A 22613-nucleotide genomic window follows, 5' to 3' on the forward strand; every position below is an offset into this window, starting at 1 on the left:
GACGGCATGTGCGGGCGGTCTCAGACCTCGTCCGGCGCGCGTGGAGCGGGCTCGCTGTGCTCGCGCCCCGGGGTGTCCTCGGCGAGCTCGTCGTAGTGCCCGGGGTTCATGGGCACCCCGGTGAGGTAGGTGGAACGGGCCAGGGCCATCGTGGCCACCGACGCCGTCCCGAGCTGCAGGACCACGATCAGCACGACCTTGACCACGTTGGCCACCGAGGGCATGTGGAGCAGGGCCCCGACCACGAGCAGGATCATGCCGACGCCGCCGGCCGTGCCGGTGGCGGAGATCCGCGTGTAGGGGTCCGGGAAGCGCACGAGGCCCAGGGCGGCGCCGAGGAAGACGAGCGCGCCCAGCACGATCATGAGCGAGCCGATGATGTTCATCGCCGTGTCCATGGGGATGGCCTCCTCAGCGTCGCCCGCGCGTCAGCGCGCGGGCCAGGGACATGCCGGTCAGGAACCCGGTGATCGCGGCGATGAGCACCAGGTCGAACGTGAAGGCGTTGGCCGCCCGGACGCCGAACAGCGTGACCATGCCGGTGACGCTGAACGTGAGCAGGTCGCCGGAGACGGCCCGGTCGGCGTCCAGGGGCCCCATGAGGATCCGGTAGGCGGAGACGACGGCGGCGACGAGCAGCAGGGCGATGCCCACGTCGATCCCGATCAGGGACCAGTCGTAGTGCAGGTCGGTCAGGCTCACGCGGCCACCCCCGTCCGACGCAGCGCATGGAGCATGCGCCGCTCCATGTCGTGGATGTCCGCGCGCAGGCCGTCCGCGTCGTCGAAGTACAGGCCGTGCACGTAGAGCAGGCGGCGCGCATCCGGATCGCCCGGCTCGTCGTCGACGGCGCCCGCCCGGCGGGTGCCGAGGGTGAGGGTGCCCGGGGTGAGGGTGATGAGCGAGGACAGGACGGTGACCTCCAGGTCCGTGCGGCAGCTGGTGCGCACCCGGGCGATGCCCGAGCGGGCGTCGTCGCCGGGGGTGATGAGGTCGTGCAGGACCGCGCCCGAGGACGTGACGAGGGCCCACAGGTACCAGAGCACGAAGCCGGCCAGGCGCAGGGGCCACGACCACACGCTGGCCGTGCCGTCGTGGAAGTCCTGCGTGCCGTCGTCGTACTGGTGTGCCTGGCTCATCGGCCGATCACCGCCTCCACATACGCGTGCGTGTCCGTCAGCCCCTGGGCGGCCGTGTCCGAGACCAGCCACAGGCCCTGCGCGCCCAGGCCGAGCGCGAGGGACAGGGCCGCGGTGAGGACCGTCGGCAGGGCCAGCGAGAAGGGGATCCGGGAACGGGTGAGGTCCTCGTCCCGGTTGAAGACAACGGGCAGCACGCCCGTGGGGGTGTGGACGGCCGCGGGGGCGCCGGCCGAGGCGGCCGGGCCGTCCGCGCGGGCCTCCACGATGGGCAGGGCGGCCGTCTCGAGGCGCTCCCGGTGGTGGCGGGGCATCTCGGGTTCACCCCAGAACCAGCCGTTCCAGATGCGCAGCAACCCCCACAGGCTCAGCAGCGACGCGATGAGCACGACGGCCACGACGACGGTCCGACCCGCCTCCACGCCGGCGACCACGAGCATGAGCTTGCCCGCGAACCCGGAGAACGGCGGGATCCCCACCAGGGAGAGCAGGCCCGCGAAGTACGCGGCGGCGATCAGCGGCTCACGCCGGGCCAGGCCCTGCAGGTCCGCCAGCCGGCCGGAGCCGTACCGGACCTCGACGGCGCCCGTCGCGGTGAACAGGGAGGTCATGACGACCATGTGGTGGATCATGTAGAAGATGCCGGCGGCCAGGCCGAGCTGCGTGGACAGGCCGACGCCGACCAGGATGCCGCCGATGCCGCTGACCATCTGCCACGAGAGGATCGCACGGGTGCTCTGCTCCCCGAGGGAGGCGACCGCGCCGATCATGAGCGTGAGCGAGCACAGGACCAGGATGGCCCACAGGTACCGAGGCTCGCCGTCGTAGAGCACGGAGTAGATGCGGTAGATCGCGTAGACGCCCACCTTCGTGTGCAGGGCGGAGAAGATCGCGGTGACCGCCGGCGACGTCGAGGGGTACGCCTTGGACAGCCAGCCGTGCAGGGGCACCACGGACGCCTTGATGGACAGGGCGAACAGCACCATGAACCCGGCGACGGCGACCCGCTCGTCCCGTGCCGCCGCGCCGGCCAGCACGGCGAGGTTGACGCTGCCCGTGATGCCGTAGATGAAGCCGACGCCGACCACGAGGATCGTGGAGGTGAACAGGTTCAGCGTGACGTAGAGGCGGGCTCCGTCCACGCGGCGCAGGGGCTCACGCCGGTTGGCGGAGAGGACGAACAGGCCGTAGGACGGCAGCAGCATGACCTCGATGAACACGAAGAGGTTGAACAGGTCCGCCGTCAGCAGGGCGCCGTTCACCCCGGCCGTGAGGACGAGCAGCAGCGGCGCGAAGTATACGGAGTTCGTCACGCGGGAGCCGTAGGCGAACAGGGCGCCCACCCACGAGAGCCCGGCGGTGAGGGTGAGCATCAGGCTGGTGAACGTGTCGGCGGCGAACGCGATGGCGATGCCGTCCGGCCAGCCGCCCACGCCCCCGGCCACCACGGTGCCGTCCAGGGTCAGCAGGATGAGCCCGGCGCCGCCGAGCGAGCTCAGCCCGAGCAGCGAGAGCAGGACCCGGCGGTGCAGCCCCGGACGCTCCCCCGCGATCACGAGCAGGCCGCCGGCCAGCAGGGGGACGGCCACGAACAGCGGCAGGGCCAGGCCCAGGGCGTCGAGGCTCACCGGCGCTCCTCCCGGTCGTCATGGCGGTGGCTGCCGTGCAGCACGGGCTGGGGCTGCGTGGCGAGGTGGCGCACGGCGGCGCCCAGCTCGGCGCGCGGGAAGCGGGCGTCCGCGGCGGCGAGCTCGTGCGGGTCGGCGTCCTCGGAGGGGTCGGCCACCTGGTCGTCGGACCGGCCCGTCACGGCGAGCACGAGCAGCAGCACGGTGACGGCGAAGGAGATGACGATCGCGGTCAGCACGAACGCCTGGGGCAGCGGGTCGGCCTGCGCGGCCACGTCCCCGTTCCCGATGAACGGCAGGGCGCGCCGGTCGGTGCCGCCCGCGGCGAGGATGGCGAGGTTGCCGGCGTGGCCCAGCAGCACCATGCCGAGGATCACGCGCAGCAGCTCGCGCTTGGAGAACAGGTAGACCGCGCCGAACATCAGCAGGCCCACGGTGATCGCGACGGTCATCGGGTCGCCTCCTCTCGCGTCGTGGCCGCGCCGGGGGCGGCCTTCTCGGGTGCGTCGCCGTCGCCGGGCGCCTGGTCGACCGTGTCCGGGCCCAGCAGGGTGAACGCGGCGACCACGAGGCCGAGCACGCACAGGTACACGCCCATGTCGAAGACCAGGGTGGTGGACAGTCCGTAGCCGAGGATCTTGACCCCGGAGGCGGCCAGGAAGCCCTCACCCGTGAGGTAGCCGGTCAGACCGGCGGCGGTGCCCAGGGCCACCCCGCTGCCGATGAGCGTGAGGTAGGGCCACCGCAGGCGCCGGTCGCGGTCGGTGTCGGCCGACAGGTACATGAGGGCGTAGCCCGCACCGGCCACGAGGGCCGCGATGAAGCCGCCGCCCGGCTCGTAGTGCCCGCGCAGCAGCAGCAGGGCGGACATCGCGATGATCACGGGCCCGAGACCGCGGCCGAAGGTGCGCGCGTAGACGAGGTTCTCGTGCACGTGCGCGAGCGGGGAGCGCTCGTCGACGATGCTGCGCAGCGCGCGGACGGGGGCGCGGTTCATCAGCAGCGCCGCGACGGTCAGTCCCGTCACGCCGAGCACCGTCATCTCCCCCAGGGTGTCGAGCGCGCGGAAGTCCACGAGGATCACGTTGACCACGTTCACGCCGCCGGCCTGCTCGTAGGTCTCGGTGAGGTAGTAGCGCGCGATCTCGGACATCTCGCGCCGACCGGTGAAGGCCAGGACGCCGACGGTGGAGGCGACGCCGGCGATCGTCGCGGCCACGAGGGCGCCGGCGCGGCGCGGGGCGGGGTCGCGCCGGAAGCGGCGCGGCAGGCGGCGCAGCAGCAGCACCATCACGCACACGGTGAGGACCTCGACGAGCATCTGGGTCAGGGCCACGTCCACGGCGCCGAGGGTGAAGAACCACAGCGTCACGCCGAAGCCGACGGTGCCCACGACCACCATCGCGGCGATGCGGGTGCGGGCGCGCAGGGTCGCGGCGACGCCCACGGCCACGAGGACGACGAGCGCCCAGTCGTGCCAGCGCGCGGTCTGACCGACCACGTCCGGCAGCTCGTCCACGAGCAGGACCCCGACGACCGCGAGGACGCCGAGCATGACGGACGGGATGAGCAGGTGTGCCCGGGGCGCCATGCCGCCGGAGTGACGCCCGACGACCTCGCCCAGCCGCACCAGGCCGAAGCGGATGTCGTCCACGATGTCCAGGGCTGAGAAGGGCAGGCCCGCGCGGGCGGCGACCCGCTCCACGGGGCGGCGCAGCAGCACCAGGACGAGGCCCGCGGCGATCACGGCGGCGGAGAGGAGCAGCGCCGGGGTGACGCCGTGCCACAGGGCCAGGTGCGCGTGCGCCTGCGCGCCCGCCACGGTCTGGGCGGCGGCGGAGACGGGGGCGTCCAGCGCCTGCGGGGCGAGGCCGAGCACGACGCCGGCCACGGCCGCCAGCACGGGCATGGTCCAGAAGGCCGGGCTCGCCTCGTGGACCTCCTCGCCGCGGGTGGACTCCCACGGCTGGGCAGTGCCGGCCGGGCTCGCGCCCCACCTGCCGAGCGCGCCGAGCACCAGCCGGCCGGAGTAGGCGACGGTGAAGACGGAGGCCAGCGCGATCGCGCCCGTGACCACCGGGGCGGCCCAGGCCGGGCCCGGGGTGCCGAGGGCGGCGTCGAGCAGCCCCTCCTTCGAGACGAAGCCGAGCAGGGGCGGCACCCCGGCCATGGACACGGCGGCGAGTGTCAGGGCCGTGCCTGTGATCGGCATGCGCACGTGCCTGCCGGCGAGGACGCGCAGGTCCCGGGTGCCGGCCTCGTGGTCCACGATGCCGATCAGCATGAACAGGGCGCTCTTGAACAGCGCGTGCGCGACGGTGTGGACGACCGCGGCCGTCAACGCCGCGGGCGTGCCGATGCCGATGACGGCGGTCAGCAGGCCGAGCTGGCTCATGGTCGAGTAGGCGAGCAGGCCCTTCAGGTCGTGCTGACGCAGGGCCGTGATCGCGCCGAACAGCGCCGTGATGAGCCCGCATGCGATCAGCAGTGTGGACCACACGGCGTGGCCGGCCAGCACGGGGCTGAACACGAGCAGCAGGAACACGCCGGCCTTCACCATCGCCGCGGCGTGCAGGTACGCGGAGACCGGGGAGATGGCGACCATGGAGTCCGGCAGCCAGGCCTGGAACGGGAACTGTGCGGACTTCGTGAAGGCGGCCAGGGCCAGCAGGACGGCCAGCACGGTGCTGGTGGCGGGGTCCTGCCAGATGTCCGAGGCCAGGACGCCGCTGAGCGAGGCCGTCCCGGCGGTGACCATCATGATGGCGACGGCGGCCAGCAGTGCGAGGCCGCCGCCCACGGTCACGAGCAGGGTCCGGATCGCGGGGTCGCGGGCATGGTCCCCCGAGCGCCCGATGAGGAAGAAGGAGGTGAAGGAGGTGAACTCCCACGCGACGAAGAGGACCACGATGTTGTCGGCGAGCACCAGCAGCAGCATCGACGCCGCGAACGCGGTCATCAGCAGGTAGAAGGAGCCGGGGCGGCTCTCCGTGCGGTCCCGGCTGAGGTACCGGCTGGAGTAGGCGAGGATCGCGGCGCCGATGACGAGGACGATCATGGCGAACACCAGGGCCAGGCCGTTCAGCCGGAGGTCGAGGTCCACCCCGACCGCAGGGATCCACGGATGGTGCTCCGTCCGGACGTCGCCCGTCCACGCCGCGATCAGCACGCCGGCCGCGGCGAGCAGGGGTGCGGCCAGGACCCAGCCCGCGTCCCTGCCCAGCGCGCGGGAGGCCGGGACGGCCGCCACCACCGAGAGGAGGGTCAGCAGGAGGCTGGTCAGGAGCACAGGACACCACTCAGCTCGGGTCGATCGGTCACGGACACGGCGCACACGGCGGGTGGCCGCGCGCCGACGGTGCCCGAAGTGGGACTCGAACCCACACGCCTCTCGGCACCGCATTTTGAGTGCGGCGTGTCTACCGATTCCACCATTCGGGCAGTGCCGCCCGGAGGCGGGACTCGATCACCCTATCAGCGCCCCGAGCCGGCGCCCCGGCCTTCCGGCGCGGTCTCCGCCGACGCGCCCGCGCCGCGCCCATCCCGCACGGTAGCCTGGTGGACCACCAGCGGCGCCGCACCGACGCCGTCCCGGCCCGCACGAAGGAGCTGCCGTGTCCACGCTGACGCCTCCCGAGGAGACCGGCCTGCGGGCCGTCGTCGCCGAGGACGAGACCCTCATCCGCCTCGACCTGGTGGAGGTGCTCACCGGGGCGGGCTACCGGGTGGTCGCCGAGGCCGGCGACGGCCGCGCCGCCGTCGAGGCCGTGCGCGAGCACCGGCCGGACATCGTGGTGCTGGACGTGAAGATGCCCGTGATGGACGGCATCGCGGCCGCGGGCGAGATCGCCGGGGAACGGCTCGCCCCCGTGGTCATGCTGACCGCCTTCAGCCAGCGCGAGCTGGTGGAGCGCGCCCGGACCGCCGGGGCCATGGCCTACGTGGTCAAGCCCTTCACCGAGGCCGACCTGGTCCCCGCCATCGAACTGGCCGTGGCCCGCTTCGACGAGCTGCGCAGCCTCGAGGCCGAGGTGCGGGACCTCGGGGACCGCCTGGAGACCCGCAAGATCGTGGACCGGGCCAAGGCGCTGCTCCAGGAGCGGATGCGCCTGACCGAGGCCGAGTCCTTCCGCTGGATCCAGAAGACCTCCATGGACCGGCGCCTGACCATGCGGGAGGTCGCGCAGGCCGTCATCGACCAGGTCGGCTGAGCTGCGCCCGCGCGCTCGTCAGAGCGGGGAGCGGGCCGGCCAGAAGCCGAGCGGCTCGCGCGTCTGCGGCGAGGCCGCGGACGAGCCGCCCGCGGCGTCGTCCCCCACGCGGTGCACGCGCAGCGTGTTCGTGGAGCCCACGGTCCCGGGAGGGGACCCGGCGGCGATGACCACGAGGTCGCCGTGCTGGGCGATGCCCTCCGACGTGAGCGACTGCTCCACCTGGAGGGTCATCTTGTCCGTGGAGTCCTGGAACGGGACCATCTTCGGGTAGACGCCCCACGTCAGGCACAGGATGTTGTGCGTGTGCTCGTGGTGGGTGAACGCGTAGATCGGCTGACGCGGCCGCAGGCGGCTGAGCCGACGGGCCGAGTCGCCGGACTCGGTGAACGCGGCGAGGAACGGGATGTCGAGCTGGTTCGCGACCTCGACGGCGGCCCGGGTGATCGCGCCGCCGCGCGTGCGGGGACGCGAGCCGAGCGGGTGGATGAGCTCGAGGCCGTGGGTCTCGGTGGACTCGATGATCCGGGCCATCGTCTGGACCGTCTCGACCGGATACGCGCCCACCGAGGTCTCGCCCGAGAGCATGACGGCGTCCGCGCCGTCGAGCACGGCGTTGGCGCAGTCCGAGGCCTCGGCGCGCGTCGGGCGCGGGCTGTCGATCATCGACTCGAGCACCTGCGTGGCCACGATGACCGGCTTCGCCCAGCGGCGGGCGAGGTCCACCGCGCGCTTCTGCACCACGGGCACGTCCTCGAGCGGCAGCTCCACGCCGAGGTCGCCGCGGGCCACCATGACGGCGTCGAACGCGTCCACGATGGCCTCGAGGTTCTCCACCGCCTGGGGCTTCTCGATCTTGGCGATGACCGGGACCCGGCGCTCCTCCTCGTCCATGATCTCGTGCACCCGGTCCACGTCCGCGGCGTCCCGCACGAAGGACAGCGCCACCATGTCCACGCCGGTGCGCAGCGCCCAGCGCAGGTCCCGCTCGTCCTTCTCGGACAGGGCGGGCACGTTCACCGCCACGCCCGGCAGGTTGATCCCCTTGTTGTCCGAGACCATGCCCGGCACCTCGACCTCGGCCAGCACGTCCGTGTCCGTGACCTCGACGGCGCGCAGGCGCACCTTGCCGTCGTCCACCAGGAGCACGTCGCCGGGGGCGACGTCCCCGGGCAGCCCCTTGTGGGTGGTGCCCACCAGCTCGCGGGTCCCGGGCACGTCCCGGGTGGTGATGGTGATCCGATCGCCCCTCTCGAGCAGATGCGGGCCGTCGGTGAAGCGCCCGAGGCGGATCTTGGGGCCCTGGAGGTCGGCGAAGATCGCGACGGGGCGGCCCTCCTCCACGCTCAGCCGACGCACCCGCTCGTAGGACGTCTCATGCACCGCGTGGTCGCCGTGGCTCATGTTGAGGCGGACGACGTCCGCCCCCGCGCGGATGATGGCGCGGGTGGTCTCGTCGGAGTCGGTGGCGGGCCCAAAGGTGGCGATGATCTTCGCGTGTCGCATGCGACCCACGATAGGGGGCGGGCCCGCCCTCGGTGGAGGGCGGGCCCGCGTGGCGTCGGAAGATGAGACGGAGGACTCAGCCGAGGACGAGGCCGCGGTCGTCCGGGTCCACGGGGTGCGGCAGTCGGGACCAGCGCTCGAGCGAGTCGTCGACCTGCTGCGCGCACGCACGCCCCTCGGCGATGGCCCAGACCACCAGGGAGGCGCCGCGCCCGGCGTCGCCGCATGCGAACACGCCCGGCTCGTCGGTCTCGTACCCGTCCTTCCGGGCCACGAGCCCGCGCGTCACGTACACGCCGAGCTGCTGCGTGAGCAGCTCCTCCTCGATGCCGGTGAAGCCCAGCGCCAGCAGCACCAGGTCCGCCTGGACCTCGCGCTCGGTGCGCGCCTTGGGCCCGCGCGTGCCGTCCTCGCGGTACTCGGTCTCCGCCACGCGCAGGGCGCGCACGCGGCCGTGCTCGTCGCCGAGGAACTCGACCGTGGAGGCGAGGTGCTCGCGGGCGCCGCCCTCGGCGTCGGCCGTGGTCTGCTGGTGGACCTTGGGGATCGTGGGCCACGGCTGGTGGACGGGGCGCTCGACCGGCAGCTGCTGGCCGATCGCCAGCGTCGTCACGGACGCCGCCCCCTGGCGGTGCGCGGTGCCGATGCAGTCCGCGCCAGTGTCGCCGCCGCCGAGGATCACCACGTGGCGCCCCTCGGCGGAGATCTGGTCCGGGACCTCGTCGCCGGCGACCGCGCGGTTGGACTGCACGAGGTAGTCCATGGCGAGGTGGATCCCGTCGAGGCCGCGGCCGGGGACGGGCAGCTCGCGGGCCACGGGGGCGCCGGTCGCCACGATCACGGCGTCGAAGCGGGCCTTGAGCTGGTCCCAGGGCAGGTCGACGCCGATCTGCACGCCGGTGCGGAACCGGGTGCCCTCGGCCTCCATCTGCGCCAGGCGCCGGTCCAGGACGTCCTTCTCCAGCTTGAAGTCCGGGATGCCCAGCCGCAGCAGGCCGCCGAGGCGCTCGTCGCGCTCGTAGACCACCACGGTGAAGCCGGCGCGGGTGAGCTGCTGCGCCGCGGCCAGTCCCGCCGGGCCCGAGCCGACGACGGCCACGGTGTGGCCGTTCAGGCGGGCCGGCACGACCGGCTCGAGCCAGTCGTTGTCGAAGATCTGCTCCGCGATCGCCACCTCGGTCTGCTTGATGGTGACCGCGGGCTGGTTGATGCCCAGGGTGCAGGAGTCCTCGCACGGGGCGGGGCAGATCCGCCCGGTGACCTCGGGGAAGTTGTTGGTCGAGTGCAGTCGCGCGGCGGCCTCGTCCCAGCGTCCCCGCCGGACCAGGTCGTTCCACTCCGGGATGAGGTTGCCCAGCGGGCACCCGGAGTGGCAGAACGGGATGCCGCAGTCCATGCACCGGCCGGCCTGGGTGCGCACGATCGCCTCGTCCTGGCGGACGTACACGTCCTTGAAGTCCATGATGCGCACCGGCACCGGACGCGTGGGGCGCTCGACGCGCTCCCGGTTCTTCAGGAATCCGCGCGGATCAGCCACGGGTCACCTCCAGCAGTCGGTCCCAGACGGCCTCCCCGTCCGGGTCGAGTCCCTCGGCCGTCGCGGCCTGACGGGTGCGCAGCACGAGGTCGTACTGCCGGGGCAGGACGGTCGTGAAGCGGTCCCACGCGGCGTCGGCGGCGTCCCCGCCGGCCCGCAGGTCGGCGAGCAGCGCGGCGGCGACGGCGGAGCCCGTCTCCGCGCGGTGCAGCTCCAGCAGCTCGGCGATCCGCAGCCGGTCCTGCGCGGACGGCGCCTCGAGGATCAGGGCGTCCTCGCGGACGGCGAGTGGGTTCAGGTCCTCCCGGTCCAGGTCCAGCACCCAGGCCCGCCCGCCGGACATGCCGGCGGCGAGGTTGCGGCCGGTCTCGCCGAGGATCAGCGCCTCGCCGCCGGTCATGTACTCCAGGCCGTGGTCGCCGATGCCCTCGGCCACCGCGGTGGCGCCGGAGTTGCGCACGAGGAACCGCTCCCCCACGCGGCCGCGCAGGAACAGCTGGCCCGAGGTGGCGCCGTAGCCGATCACGTTGCCGGCCACGGTGTTCTCCTCGGCCACGAACGGGGCCTCGGCGTCGGGGCGGACGATCACGCGTCCCCCCGACAGGCCCTTGCCGACGTAGTCGTTGGCGTCGCCCGAGAGCCGCAGGGTGACGCCGGCGGGCAGGAAGGCGCCGAGGGACTGGCCGGCCTCGCCCGTCAGGCGCACGGTGATCGTGTCGTCGTCCAGCTCGTCGGCGAGCCGCGTGCTCGTGACGTGGTAGCCCAGCATCGTGCCCACGGACCGGTCCGTGTTCACGACGGCCTCGTCCATCACGACGGGCGTGCCCGTCGTGAGCGTGTCCCCCAGCCGGGCGATGAACCGGTGGTCGATGTGGGAGGCGAGGTCGTGGTCCTGCTCGGTGGTGCGGCGCATGGGCGCGTCCTCGTGGCCCGGACGCCGGCCGACGGAGGGGTCCGCGAGGATGCCCGAGAGGTCCAGGCCCTCGGACTTCCAGTGATGCAGGGCCGCGTCCACGTCGAGCAGCTCGCGGTGGCCGATCGCCTCGTCGAGCGTGCGGAAGCCCAGCTGCGAGAGCAGCTCGCGGACCTCCTGCGCGATGAACTCGAAGAAGTTGACGACGAACTCGGGCTTGCCCGTGAAGCGCGCGCGCAGCTCGGGGTTCTGGGTGGCCACGCCTACGGGGCACGTGTCCAGGTGGCACACGCGCATCATGATGCAGCCGGAGACCACGAGCGGGGCGGTCGCGAAGCCGAACTCCTCGGCCCCGAGCAGTGCGGCGATCACGACGTCCCGGCCGGTCTTGAGCTGCCCGTCCACCTGGACGGTGACGCGCTCGCGCAGGCCGTTGAGCATGAGCGTCTGCTGCGCCTCGGCCAGGCCGATCTCCCACGGGGTGCCCGCGTGCTTGAGGGAGTTCAGCGGGGAGGCGCCCGTTCCGCCGTCGTGGCCGGAGATGAGCACGACGTCGGCGCGCGCCTTGGCGACGCCCGCGGCCACCGTGCCCACGCCGGACTCGGAGACGAGCTTGACGTGGACCCGCGCGGTCGGGTTGGCCCGCTTGAGGTCGTGGATCAGCTGCGCCAGGTCCTCGATCGAGTAGATGTCGTGGTGCGGCGGCGGCGACACCAGGGAGACGCCCGGGGTCGAGTGCCGCGTGCGGGCGACCCACGGGTACACCTTGGTCCCCATCAGCTGGCCGCCCTCGCCGGGTTTGGCGCCCTGGGCCATCTTAATCTGCAGGTCGGTCGCGGTGGCCAGGTACAGGCTGGTGACGCCGAACCGGCCCGAGGCGATCTGCTTGATCTTCGAGCGGCGCTCCGGGTCCAGCAGGCGCTCGGGGTCCTCGCCGCCCTCGCCCGAGTTCGAGCGGGCGCCGAGGCGGTTCATGGCGATCGCGAGGGTCTCGTGCGCCTCCTGCGAGATGGAGCCGTAGGACATCGCGCCGGTGGAGAAGCGGCGCACGATCGACTCGACGGGCTCCACCTCGGAGACGGGCACCGGCGGCCGCTCGCCCGTGCGCAGGCGCATGAGCCCGCGCAGGGTCATGAGCTCCTCCGCCTGGTCGTCCACGCGACGCGTGTAGTCCTTGAAGACGTCGTAGCGCCGCTCCCGCGTGGAGTGCTGGAGGCGGAACACGGTCTCGGGGTTGAACAGGTGCGGCGCGCCCTCGCGCCGCCACTGGTACTCGCCGCCCACCTCGAGCTCGCGGTACGGGTTGATGTCGTTGCCGTCCGGCGGATACGCGAACTCGTGGCGCGCCTGGATCTCGGCGGCGACGACGTCGATGCCCACGCCGTCGAGCGGGCTCGTGGTGCCCACGAAGTAGCGGTCCACGAAGCGCCGGGACAGGCCGAGCGCCTCGAACGTCTGGGCGCCGGTGTAGGAGGCGACCGTGGAGATGCCCATTTTGGACATGATCTTCTGGACGCCCTTGCCGAGCGCCTTGATCAGGTTCGCCACGGCCTGCTCGGCGGTGACGCCCGAGACCTCCCCCGTGCGCACGAGCTCCTCGGCGGACTCCATGGCCAGGTACGGGTTGACCGCGGAGGCCCCGTAGCCGAGCAGGACGGCCACATGGTGGACCTCGCGCACGTCGCCCGCCTCGACGATCAGCGAGCTCTTGGTGCGGTTGGCCGAGGCCAGCAGGTGGTGGTGCACGGCGGAGGTCAGCAGCAGGGACGGGATCGGCGCCCACTGGGCGGTGGCGCCGCGGTCGGACAGCACCACGTACTCCACGCCGCGGTTGACGGCGGCCGAGACCTGCTCGCAGATCGCCTTCAGCTGGGCGCGGAGCTCCTCGACGCCTCCGGCCACCCGGTACACGCCGTTCACCTTGAGGGTCAGGCGGGTGCCGTCGGCGTCGCGCAGGTGCTGGATGCGGGCCAGCTGGTCGTTGTCGATCACGGGGAACGGGACGTCGACCTGGCGGGTCCGCACCTGCTCGAGGGAGAGCACGTTGCCCTGCGGGCCGATCGCGGTGCGCATCGAGGTCACCTGCTCCTCGCGGATCGCGTCGAGCGGCGGGTTCGTCACCTGGGCGAAGGACTGCACGAAGTAGTCGAAGAGCAGCCGGGGCCGCTTGGCGAGGACGGCGATGGGCGTGTCCGTGCCCATCGCACCGAGCGGCTCGGCGCCCGTCTGGGCCATCGGCCCGACGAGGATGCGCAGCTCCTCCGAGGTGTACCCGAAGATGCGCTGACGCTGCAGGATCGACTCGGAGGTGTGGCGGACGTGCTCGCGCTCGGGGAGCGACTCCAGGTCCAGGAGGTTCTGGCGCACCCAGTCCTCCCACGGCTGGGCGGAGGCGACCTCGGCCTTGATCTCGTCGTCGCCGATGATCCGGCCCTGCTCGGTGTCCACGAGAAACATGCGCCCCGGGGCCACGCGCCCCTTGCGCACCACCGCCGAGGGCTCGATCGGCACGACGCCGACCTCGGAGGCCAGGACGACGAGGCCGTCGTCGGTGACCCACCAGCGGGCGGGGCGCAGGCCGTTGCGGTCCAGCACGGCGCCCACCTGGGTGCCGTCGGAGAAGGCGACGGCGGCCGGTCCGTCCCAGGGCTCCATGAGCATGGAGTGGTACTGGTAGAAGGCGCGGCGGGCCGGGTCCATGGTCGCGTGGTTCTCCCACGCCTCCGGGATAATCATCATGATCGCCTGGGTGAGCGGGCGCCCGGAGAGCATGAGCAGCTCCGCGACCTCGTCGAAGGAGGCCGAGTCCGAGCCGAGGGGGCTGATCAGCGGGAACAGGTCCTCTGGGACCTCGCCGAGCATCGGGTGCTTGAGCTGGCCCTGACGGGCGCGCATCCAGTTGCGGTTGCCCTTGACCGTGTTGATCTCGCCGTTGTGCGCGATGGTGCGGAACGGCTGGGCCAGCGGCCACGAGGGGAACGTGTTGGTGGAGAACCGCGAGTGGACCACGCCCAGCCGGGTGGTGAACCGCTCGTCGGAGAGGTCCGGGTAGAACGGCTCCAGCTGGGCGGTCGTCAGCATGCCCTTGTAGACGATCGTCTGGGACGAGAGCGAGGGGAAGTAGACGCCGGCGCGGGACTGGGCGCGGCGGCGCACCCGCCACGCCCGCACGTCCAGCGACTGCCCCGGCTCGGTGCCGTCCTGACCGTCCGCCAGGGACAGGAACAGCTGCTCGAACGCGGGCATGGCCGCCCGGGAGCCGACGCCCAGGGCCGAGGGGTCGGTGGGCACCTCGCGCCACGCCAGGACCTGCAGCCCCTCCTCCTCGGCCAGCCGCTCGACGGCCTCCTTCGCCTCGGCGCGCTCGCCGTCGACGGGCGGCAGGAAGGCGGTGCCGGCGACGTACTCGCCCACGGGGGGCAGCTCGGCGTCGACGACGGCACGGAACAGCTCGTCGGGGATCTGGGTCAGCAGGCCGGCGCCGTCGCCGGTGCCCTCGTCGGCGCCCACCGCCCCGCGGTGCTCGAGCGCGCGCAGGGCGGTCAGCGCGTGCTGGACGATGTCGTGGTTCGGGGTGCCCCGCAGGGTGGCGATGACGGCGAGGCCGCAGTTCTCGGTCTCCCGGGACGGGTCGTAGAGGCCCTGGGCGGCGGGGACGTCCGCATAGCGGACGAAGGGATCCACCGGTCCCCCCGCGCGGGGGGCCGAGGCGGGCGAGGATGCCACAGGCATGGTGCCGTCCTTTCCGGAGAGCAGGGGCTCGGACGGGGACGGCGCTGGCCCCGACGCTCGGGGCCGACGGCCCCGAGGTGGAAGAGACGCTACCGGGCGCGACGTCCCACTGTGCGGAACCGGACGTTCTGTGACACGCCGAATGTCCACCATGTGGGACACCGGGGCCCCGGGCGCCCCTCGCGGGCGCGCCGGGGAGCGGGTCAGCGCCGGACGGCGTCGTCCTCCGCCGCGCCCACGGCGTGGGACCCGGAGCGGCCCGCGGCGACGGCGGCGCCGTCGTCGCCCTCGGGGGCGTGCCCGGCGCGCCACACGCTCTGGTGGGCGTGGGGGCCGGCGGCCGCGCCGCGATGGCGCAGCAGGATCCCGACGATGAACGCGAGGGCGATGACGAACACCAGCAGGGACGTCCACACGTTGAGCCGCTGGGTGACGCCGAAGAGCGTGACCATCTCGGCGTCGTCGATGCGCAGCATCTCGATCCACGTGCGGCCCGCGGTGTACCAGGCGACGTAGGACCACAGCATGAGGCCGTGGCGCATGTGCAGCGCGCGGTCCACGAGGAGCAGCAGCGCGACCCCGGCCAGGTTCCACAGGCACTCGTAGAGGAACGTGGGGTGGAACAGCGTGTCCGGGGCGTAGCCGGCCGGGAAGTTCGGGCTGGCCGGGTCGACCTCGAGCCCCCAGGGCAGGGTCGTCGGGCCGCCGAAGAGCTCCTGGTTGAACCAGTTGCCCCACCGGCCGATGGCCTGGGCCAGCAGGATGCCCGGCGCGACGACGTCGCCGAAGGCCGTCAGCCGCAGCCCGTAGCGGCGGCACGCGATCCACGCGCCCACGGCGCCGAGGGCGATCGCGCCCCAGATGCCCAGTCCACCGTTCCACACGTACAGGATCTGGATCGGGTCGCCCGTGCCGTCGAAGCCGGGCCCGAAGTACCGGTCCGGTGAGGAGAACACGTGGTAGAGCCGACCGCCCACGAAGCCGAACGGGATGGCCCACAGGGCGATGTCGAGCACACGGTCCTCGGGGCCGCCGCGGGCGCGCCACCGACGCTCGGCGAGCCACAGCGCCAGGACGATGCCCAGGATGATGCACAGCGCGTACGCGTGGATCTTCACCGGACCCAGCTGGAACCCGTCCCACCCGGGGGCGGGGAAGGCGGCGAGCGGGGCCAGGGCGGCGGTCACCCTCAGCCCTCTCGGACCGTGCCGGCGGCGAGCTCGCGGGTCAGCGTGCCTACGGCCTGCGGCCCGCCGTCCGTCAGCGCTCGCACCAGGGCCGTGCCGACGATCGCGCCGTCGGCGTAGGCGCCGATCTCGCGGACGTGCGCGGCCTGGGAGACGCCGAGGCCGACGCACACATGCTCCGCCCCGGCATCCTGGGCCCGGCGGACCACGGTCTCGGCGACGGTGGACACCGCGTCGCGAGCGCCGGTGACGCCCATGACCGACACGGCGTACACGAATCCGCGGGAGGAGTCGACGGTGAGGCGCACACGCTCGTCCGTGGACGAGGGCGCGGTGAGGAACACGCGGTCCAGGCCGTGGCGGTCCGAGGCCTCCATCCAGGCGCCGGCCTCCTCGGGCACGAGGTCAGGGGTGACGAGACCGGCGCCACCGGCCTCGGCGAGGCGGCGCGCGAACTCGTCGACGCCCATGCGGTCCACGAGGTTCCAGTACGTCATCACCAGCACCGCGGCGTGGGTGCGCTCCGTCACCCGTCGGATGACGTCGAAGACGTCGGCCACGCGGAAACCGGCCTGCAGCGCCGCCTGGGTCGCGCCCTGGATCACGGGGCCGTCCATCACGGGGTCCGTGTAGGGCAGGCCCAGCTCGATGACGTCGGCGCCGTTCTCCGCGGCGGCGACGACGGCCTCGACGCATTCGTCCACGGACGGGTAGCCGGCCGGCAGGAAGGCGACGAGGCCGGTGCGGCCGGCCGCCTTCGCGGCGTCCAGGGCCGCGGCGGTCTTGGAGTGCACGGTCATGCCGGTCACTGCTCCTCTCCGGGGGTCATCTCCTCGAGCGGGTCCTTCTCCTGCGCGGCCGTGCCGAGGCCGAACCAGGCCGCCGCGGTGGCGACGTCCTTGTCCCCGCGGCCGGAGAGGTTCACGATGATGATCCGCTCCTGACCCTCCGGGGCGTCCGGACCCACGAGGCCCTCGTCCGACCAACGCCGGGCCAGGCGCAGCGCGCCGGCCAGGGCGTGGGCCGACTCGATGGCGGGTGTGATGCCCTCGGTGCGCGTGAGCCGGAGGAAGGCGTCCATGCACTCGGTGTCCGAGACCGGCTCGTAGACGGCGCGGCCCGTGTCGTGCAGGAAGGCGTGCTCCGGGCCGACGGCCGGGTAGTCCAGGCCGGCGGAGATCGAGTGGGAGTCGATCGTCTGCCCGTCCTCGTCCTGCATCAGGTACGTGCGGGCGCCGTGCAGCACGCCGGTGCGTCCGAGCGTGATGGACGCGGCGTGGCGCCCGGTCTCGAGGCCCTCGCCCCCGGCCTCGAAGCCGTAGAGCTCCACCTCGGGGTCGTCGAGGAAGCCGTGGAACAGGCCCATCGCGTTGGACCCGCCGCCCACGCACGCCGCGACGGCGTCCGGCAGGCGGCCGGCCTGGGCCAGGATCTGCTCGCGGGCCTCTTCGCCGATCACGGAGTGGAAGTAGCGCACCATGGCGGGGAACGGGTGCGGGCCCGTGACCGTGCCCATCAGGTAATGCGTGGTGTCCACGGAGGCGACCCAGTCCCGCAGGGCCTCGTTGATCGCGTCCTTGAGGGTGCGGGCACCGATCGCCACGGGGACCACCTCGGCGCCGAGCATCTGCATGCGGGCCACGTTCAGGGCTTGGCGGCGGGTGTCCTCCTCCCCCATGTACACGGTGCACTCCATGCCGAACAGCGCGGCCGCCGTCGCCGTGGCCACGCCGTGCTGGCCGGCGCCGGTCTCCGCGATCAGGCGCGTCTTGCCCATGCGGCGGGCGAGCAGCGCCTGGCCGATCACGTTGTTGATCTTGTGCGAGCCGGTGTGGTTGAGGTCCTCGCGCTTGAGGAAGATGCGCACGCCGGGGGTGTCCGCGGCGAACCGCGGCACCTCGCTCAGCAGGGAGGGCCGGTTCACGTAGTCCCGGAACAGGGTCCGCAGCTCGGCCTCGAAGGCGGGGTCCTGCCGCGCCTCCTCGTAGGTGCGGGTGAGCTCCTGCAGCGCGGCCATGAGGGACTCGGGCATCCACTGCCCGCCGTAGTCGCCGAAGTAGGGCCCGGCCTGACCCTGATAGGGCCCCTCGAACTCGATCGCGGGCTCGGTGCTCGGACGGTCGGCGCTCATGGCGACCACGCTCCTCGGGTCTGGTTCGGTCAGCGGACGGTGAGGGACGCGGCGCGGAACGCGCGCAGCGCCTCCTCGGGGGCGCCGTGGCGCACGAGGGCCTCGCCCACGAGCACGACGTCGGCGCCCGCGGCGGCGTAGGCCTTGATCTGCTCCTCGGACTCGACGCCCGACTCGGCGACCTGGACGACGTCCTCGGGCAGCCCGTCGGCCAGCGCTGCGTAGCGGGCCGGGTCCACGTCCAGGGTCTTGAGGTTGCGCACGTTGACGCCGAGGATGCGGGCGCCGGCGGCGACGCCGCGCTCGATCTCCTCGGGCGTGTGGGCCTCCACGAGGGCGTGCATGCCCAGGGACTCGGTGAGCTGCAGGAAGCCGACCAGCTCGGCGTCGTCGAGGGCGGCCACGATCAGCAGCACGAGGTCGGCCCCGTGGGCGCGGGCCTCGTGGATCTGGTACTCGGTGACGGTGAAGTCCTTGCGCAGGACCGGCAGATCGACGGCGGCGCGCACGGCGTCCAGGTCGGCCAGGCTGCCGCCGAAGCGGCGGGCCTCGGTGAGCACGGAGACGGCGCTGGCGCCACCGCGCTCGTACGCGCGGGCCAGGGTGGCCGGCTCGGGGATCTCGGCGAGCGCGCCCTTGGAGGGGCTCGCCCGCTTCACCTCGGAGATCACCCGGATCCCCGCCGGGTCGGTGCGTCCGCCGTGCAGGGCCGCGTGGGCGTCACGCGGCGCGGGGGCGGCGGCCACCAGCTCGGCCAGGCGCGCCTCGGGCACGGCACGGCGACGAGGCTCGAGGTCCTCGCGGACGCCGTCGATGATCTCCTGGAGGACGGACACGCGGATCAGTGACCGTGCTGGCCGCGACCCGCGCCGGCCTTGCCGGCGATGAGGCCCACGACGACGCCCACGGCCATCAGGGCCACGCCGATCCACACGACGACGCTCCAGTCGGCGAGCAGGCCGACGCAGCCGGCCACGAAGCCGACGAGCACGAGCGCCACCATGGCCCACGCGCCGGGCGTGCTGCCGTGGCCGGGCAGCTCGAGGTGGGTCGGGTCGTTGAGCACCCGGCCGTCCTCGGTGACGACGACGTCCTCGACGGCGCCGCTGCGGGCGGCGCGACGGGTGGTGGGCTCGGTGTTCGCGGTGTGGCTCATGGCTGTCCCTCACTGGTGCGTGGTGTACATGACGACTGTCCCTCATTGTGCCATGCGGGCACGGGGCCGGGCCCGCGTGACCCGGGACGACCCGGGCGGTGTGGGACGCGCCGAGAGACGGGCGCTCAGGTGGGGTCGTTGCCGCGGGACAGCTCGTCCCACGCGTCCATCTGGTCCACGCGTCGGCGCTGTGCCGCCTCGCGGGCGGACTGCGCGGGCTGCTCCCCGGCCGCGGCCGGGCCGGGCTCGGAGGCCGCCGGCGTCTTCTCGTAGCGCCGGGACGAACGCCAGCCGCGGCCCGCCACGGCCGCCGCGACGCCGCACAGTGCCGCGAGGACGCCGCCGGCCGCCGCGACCCACGGCCACGCGGTCACGGCGTAGTCCTGCGCGAGCGCGGTGGTCCCCGTCGCGTCGGCGACCGCGGCGGCCGCCGTCGTCGCCGGATCCAGGGCGGCGGTGACCGAGGTCGAGGCGATCACGACCCCGGCCAGCGCCATGAGCACCCCGACGATCACGGCGCCGAGCCGCCGGGCGGTGGTCAGGGCGAGGGCACCGGCCATCACGACGAGCGCCATGGCTGTGGCGACGGGCGCGGCGGCCCCGCCCGACGTCGTCGCCTCAGAGGCGATCCCGCCGGACAGGCCCGTGGCGGTCACCCAGGTGCGGCCCGCCGTGAGCAGCACGAGCGCGCCGGCGGCCAGCGCGGCGAGGACGACGGTGCGGCGGCGCATCACGCCTGCCCCAGCTCGCCCGCGGTCAGCACGGACCGCAGCGGCGCCGTCGCCTTGGTGACGGTCTCGGCGGTCTCGGCGTCGGGATCGGAGTCGGCGACGATGCCGGCGCCGGCCTGCACGTGCGCCTGGCCGCGGTGCAGCGTGGCCGAGCGGATGTTGATCGCCATGTCCATGTTGCCTGCCAGGTCGAAGTAGCCGACCACGCCGCCGTAGGGCCCGCGCTCGGTCGGCTCCCACTCGTCCAGCAGCTGCAGGGCGCGGGGCTTCGGGGCGCCGGACAGCGTGCCGGCGGGGAAGGCGGCGCGGAGGACGTCGAGCGCGTCGACGTCGTCGCGCATGCGGCCCTCCACGTGCGAGACCAGGTGGAGGATGTGACTGAAGGCCTCGAGCTCCATGAACTGGGTGACCTCGACGGTGCCGGGGCGGCACACGCGCGAGAGGTCGTTGCGGGAGAGGTCCACGAGCATGAGGTGCTCGGCTCGCTCCTTCTCGTCCTCCACCAGGTCCTTGCCGAGGAGGCGGTCGTCCTCCTCGGTGGCCCCGCGCCGCCGTGAGCCGGCGATCGGATGGGTGACCACGCGGCGGTCCCGCACGGTGACGAGCGCCTCGGGTGAGGAGCCCACGATCTCGTACGGCTCCCCGTCCGGGGTCTCGAAGGAGAAGAGGTACATGTAGGGGCTCGGGTTCACCATGCGCAGGACGCGGTACACGTCCAGACCGGTGGCGTCCGTGGTGACCGAGAGGCGGCGGGAGACGACGGCCTGGAACACCTCGCCGTCGCGGATCGCCCGCTGGGCCTTCGCGACGGCCTCGCGGAAGCCTTCGGGGCCCCACCGGTCCTCGGCCTGGGCGGCGACCTCGTCCGCGTCCGCCTCGAGCCAGCGGCGCGGGACGTCGCTGACCGGGTCCGCGGCCGGGGCGGCCAGTCGCTCGACCATGGCGTCCAGGCGGGCGAGCGCGTCGTCGTAGGCGCGGTCCGCGCCGGTGGCCAGGCCGTTGCCGTTCACCGCGTTGGCGATCAGCGTCACGGTGCCGTCCATCGCATCGTGCACGGCCAGGTCGGTGACGAGGTTCATCGCGAGGTCGGGCAGGCCGAGGTGGTCCTCGGGCGGATGCGGCAGGCGCTCCCACGCGCGGACCGTGTTCCAGCCCAGGAAGCCGGCCATGCCGGAGACGAGGTGCGGCAGAACGCCTCCGACCTCGGCGCGCACGTCCGTGCGCAGCAGGCGCAGGCACGCCGCGAGCACGTCCAGGGCGCGGCCCTGCGTGGGCAGCCCCTCGGGCGGGGTGCCCCGCCAGTGCGCCTCACCGTCCCGCGAGGTCAGGGTGACGGCGGAGCCGGCCCCGATGAAGCTGTACCGGGACCACGCCGCGCCCGGGGCGGCGGACTCCATCAGGAAGGTGCCGGGGCGGGAGCCGGCCAGACGCCGATGGATCGCCAGCGGCGTGAGGCCGTCCGCCAGCACCGTGCGGACCACGGGGATCACGCGGGCGGTGTCCGCCAGACGCAGGAACTCCGCGCGGGAGGGAGTGGTGGCGGCGGTCATCGGGCGGCCTCCTCGGGGTCGACGGCGGCCGGCGCCATGACGAGCTCGCGGCCGGTGAAGCAGGTGCGGGTGCCCGTGTGGCAGGCGGGGCCGGTCTGGTCCACGGTGAGCAGCAGGGTGTCGCCGTCGCAGTCCGTGTGGACCGCGCGCACCCGCTGCAGATGGCCCGAGGTCTCCCCCTTACGCCACAGCTCGCCGCGCGAGCGGGACCAGTAGGTGGCCCAGCCGGTCTCGAGCGTCGCGCGCAGGGACTCCTCGTTCATCCACGCCATCATGAGCACCTCACCGGTGCCCTCCTGCTGGGCGATGGCGGGCACCAGGCCACGGTCGTCGAAGGTCACGGAGGCCACGAGGTCGTCGGGCGGGGAGATGCTCATGGAGGTCCAGTCTAGGGAGCCGGAGCGGGGCGTGGCCGCCGGGGTCAGCGGACGGTGTGCCCCGCCTGCCGCAGCGCGTCCTTGACGCGGGCGAGCATGTCGTCCGGGCCGAAGTGGAACAGGGAGGCGGCGAGCACCGCGTCCGCACCGGCCGCGACGGCGGGCGGGAAGTGCTCGGGCTCGCCGGCGCCGCCGGAGGCGATCAGCGGCACGCGTGTCACGGCGCGCACGTCCCGGATCATCTCCAGGTCGAAGCCCTCGCGGGTGCCGTCCGCGTCGATCGAGTTGAGCAGGATCTCCCCCACCCCGCGCGCGGAGGCCTCCCGGCACCAGGCGACGGCGTCGATGCCCGTGCCCTGGCGGCCGCCATGGGTGGTGACCTCGTAGCCGGAGGCGCAGCCCGGGTCCTCCGTGCGCCGGGCGTCGAGGGAGAGCACGAGGACCTGGGACCCGAAGCGTCGGGTGATCTCCGTGATCACCTCGGGCCGGGCCACGGCCGCCGTGTTGACGGAGACCTTGTCCGCCCCCGTGCGCAGCAGCCGGTCCACGTCCTCGACGGTGCGCACACCGCCGCCCACGGTCAGCGGGATGAAGACCTCCTCGGCCGTGCGCGTCACGACGTCATAGGTGGTCGCGCGGTCCGAAGTGGAGGCGGTGACGTCGAGGAACGTGATCTCGTCGGCGCCGGCGGCGTTGTAGCGACGGGCGAGCTCGACCGGGTCGCCCGCGTCGCGCAGGTTCTCGAAGTTCACGCCCTTGACCACGCGCCCGGCGTCCACGTCCAGGCAGGGGATGACACGCACGGCGAGGCTCAC

General features: G+C 73.3%; 19 protein-coding genes and 1 tRNA gene. 1 reads left to right on the forward strand and 19 read right to left on the reverse strand.

The window, feature by feature from the left end:
* Positions 1–20: 20 nt before the first annotated feature.
* The 7 genes from mnhG to AC0VX4_RS05595 form a co-directional block, all read right to left on the reverse strand.
* On the reverse strand, positions 21–398 hold the full coding sequence (mnhG, locus tag AC0VX4_RS05565) for a monovalent cation/H(+) antiporter subunit G (protein ID WP_002855692.1): 378 nt from the start codon (positions 396–398) through the stop codon (positions 21–23).
* A gap of 13 nt (positions 399–411) precedes the next feature.
* Positions 412–702 carry an MrpF/PhaF family protein gene (locus AC0VX4_RS05570; RefSeq protein ID WP_002855694.1) on the reverse strand — a complete coding sequence of 97 codons (291 nt, stop codon included), beginning with the start codon at positions 700–702 and terminating at the stop codon, positions 412–414.
* Positions 699–1139 carry a Na+/H+ antiporter subunit E gene (locus tag AC0VX4_RS05575; RefSeq protein ID WP_002855696.1) on the reverse strand — a complete coding sequence of 147 codons (441 nt, stop codon included), beginning with the start codon at positions 1137–1139 and terminating at the stop codon, positions 699–701. Before AC0VX4_RS05575 ends, AC0VX4_RS05570 begins: the two co-directional genes overlap by 4 nt.
* On the reverse strand, positions 1136–2767 hold the full coding sequence (locus AC0VX4_RS05580; protein WP_475464670.1) for a monovalent cation/H+ antiporter subunit D family protein: 1632 nt from the start codon (positions 2765–2767) through the stop codon (positions 1136–1138). The genes AC0VX4_RS05575 and AC0VX4_RS05580 overlap by 4 nt, the downstream gene beginning before the upstream one ends.
* Positions 2764–3219, reverse strand: coding sequence for a sodium:proton antiporter (locus AC0VX4_RS05585; protein ID WP_002855699.1), 456 nt, complete (start codon positions 3217–3219; stop codon positions 2764–2766). Before AC0VX4_RS05585 ends, AC0VX4_RS05580 begins: the two co-directional genes overlap by 4 nt.
* Positions 3216–6056 (reverse strand): DUF4040 family protein, encoded by a 2841-nt coding sequence (locus AC0VX4_RS05590; RefSeq protein ID WP_145031708.1) that lies wholly within the window; start codon positions 6054–6056, stop codon positions 3216–3218. Before AC0VX4_RS05590 ends, AC0VX4_RS05585 begins: the two co-directional genes overlap by 4 nt.
* Before the next feature lie 70 nt (positions 6057–6126).
* Positions 6127–6208: transfer RNA gene (locus tag AC0VX4_RS05595), tRNA-Leu, on the reverse strand.
* Between the two features lie 173 nt (positions 6209–6381).
* On the opposite strand from AC0VX4_RS05595, the gene AC0VX4_RS05600 reads away from it, so the two are divergent.
* Positions 6382–6978, forward strand: a complete 597-nt coding sequence (locus AC0VX4_RS05600) for an ANTAR domain-containing response regulator (protein WP_145031711.1) — start codon at positions 6382–6384, stop codon at positions 6976–6978.
* An 18-nt stretch (positions 6979–6996) separates the two neighbouring features.
* Here the strand turns inward: AC0VX4_RS05600 and pyk are convergent, their stop codons facing one another.
* From pyk to hisF, 12 genes are all read right to left on the reverse strand, one after another.
* Positions 6997–8484 carry a pyruvate kinase gene (gene pyk / locus AC0VX4_RS05605; RefSeq protein ID WP_145031714.1) on the reverse strand — a complete coding sequence of 496 codons (1488 nt, stop codon included), beginning with the start codon at positions 8482–8484 and terminating at the stop codon, positions 6997–6999.
* A 76-nt stretch (positions 8485–8560) separates the two neighbouring features.
* Positions 8561–10021, reverse strand: coding sequence for a glutamate synthase subunit beta (locus AC0VX4_RS05610; RefSeq protein ID WP_145031719.1), 1461 nt, complete (start codon positions 10019–10021; stop codon positions 8561–8563).
* Positions 10014–14666, reverse strand: a complete 4653-nt coding sequence (gene gltB, locus AC0VX4_RS05615; RefSeq protein ID WP_065573022.1) for a glutamate synthase large subunit — start codon at positions 14664–14666, stop codon at positions 10014–10016. The genes AC0VX4_RS05610 and gltB overlap by 8 nt, the downstream gene beginning before the upstream one ends.
* A 203-nt stretch (positions 14667–14869) precedes the next feature.
* Positions 14870–15853 carry a prolipoprotein diacylglyceryl transferase gene (lgt, locus tag AC0VX4_RS05620; protein WP_002855715.1) on the reverse strand — a complete coding sequence of 328 codons (984 nt, stop codon included), beginning with the start codon at positions 15851–15853 and terminating at the stop codon, positions 14870–14872.
* Positions 15854–15855: 2 nt separating this feature from the next.
* Positions 15856–16662, reverse strand: coding sequence for a tryptophan synthase subunit alpha (gene trpA, locus AC0VX4_RS05625; RefSeq protein WP_145031722.1), 807 nt, complete (start codon positions 16660–16662; stop codon positions 15856–15858).
* Complete coding sequence (gene trpB / locus AC0VX4_RS05630; protein ID WP_060774921.1) at positions 16659–17984, reverse strand: tryptophan synthase subunit beta; 1326 nt, start codon at positions 17982–17984, stop codon at positions 16659–16661. The genes trpA and trpB overlap by 4 nt, the downstream gene beginning before the upstream one ends.
* A 29-nt stretch (positions 17985–18013) precedes the next feature.
* Entirely contained in the window at positions 18014–18820 is an 807-nt protein-coding gene (gene trpC, locus AC0VX4_RS05635; protein ID WP_002855718.1) for an indole-3-glycerol phosphate synthase TrpC, read from the reverse strand.
* A 5-nt stretch (positions 18821–18825) separates the two neighbouring features.
* On the reverse strand, positions 18826–19140 hold the full coding sequence (locus AC0VX4_RS05640; protein ID WP_002855719.1) for an HGxxPAAW family protein: 315 nt from the start codon (positions 19138–19140) through the stop codon (positions 18826–18828).
* Between the two features lie 125 nt (positions 19141–19265).
* Complete coding sequence (locus AC0VX4_RS05645; protein WP_136940650.1) at positions 19266–19871, reverse strand: Trp biosynthesis-associated membrane protein; 606 nt, start codon at positions 19869–19871, stop codon at positions 19266–19268.
* On the reverse strand, positions 19871–21421 hold the full coding sequence (locus AC0VX4_RS05650) for a chorismate-binding protein (protein WP_002855721.1): 1551 nt from the start codon (positions 21419–21421) through the stop codon (positions 19871–19873). Before AC0VX4_RS05650 ends, AC0VX4_RS05645 begins: the two co-directional genes overlap by 1 nt.
* Entirely contained in the window at positions 21418–21798 is a 381-nt protein-coding gene (gene hisI / locus AC0VX4_RS05655; protein ID WP_002855722.1) for a phosphoribosyl-AMP cyclohydrolase, read from the reverse strand. The genes AC0VX4_RS05650 and hisI overlap by 4 nt, the downstream gene beginning before the upstream one ends.
* A 44-nt stretch (positions 21799–21842) precedes the next feature.
* A complete protein-coding gene (gene hisF / locus AC0VX4_RS05660; RefSeq protein ID WP_002855738.1) occupies positions 21843–22613 on the reverse strand; it encodes an imidazole glycerol phosphate synthase subunit HisF in 771 nt (256 codons plus the stop codon).

The organism is Micrococcus sp. 63XJN7_8_ISO-PGPR-S23-253 (assembly GCF_056173425.1).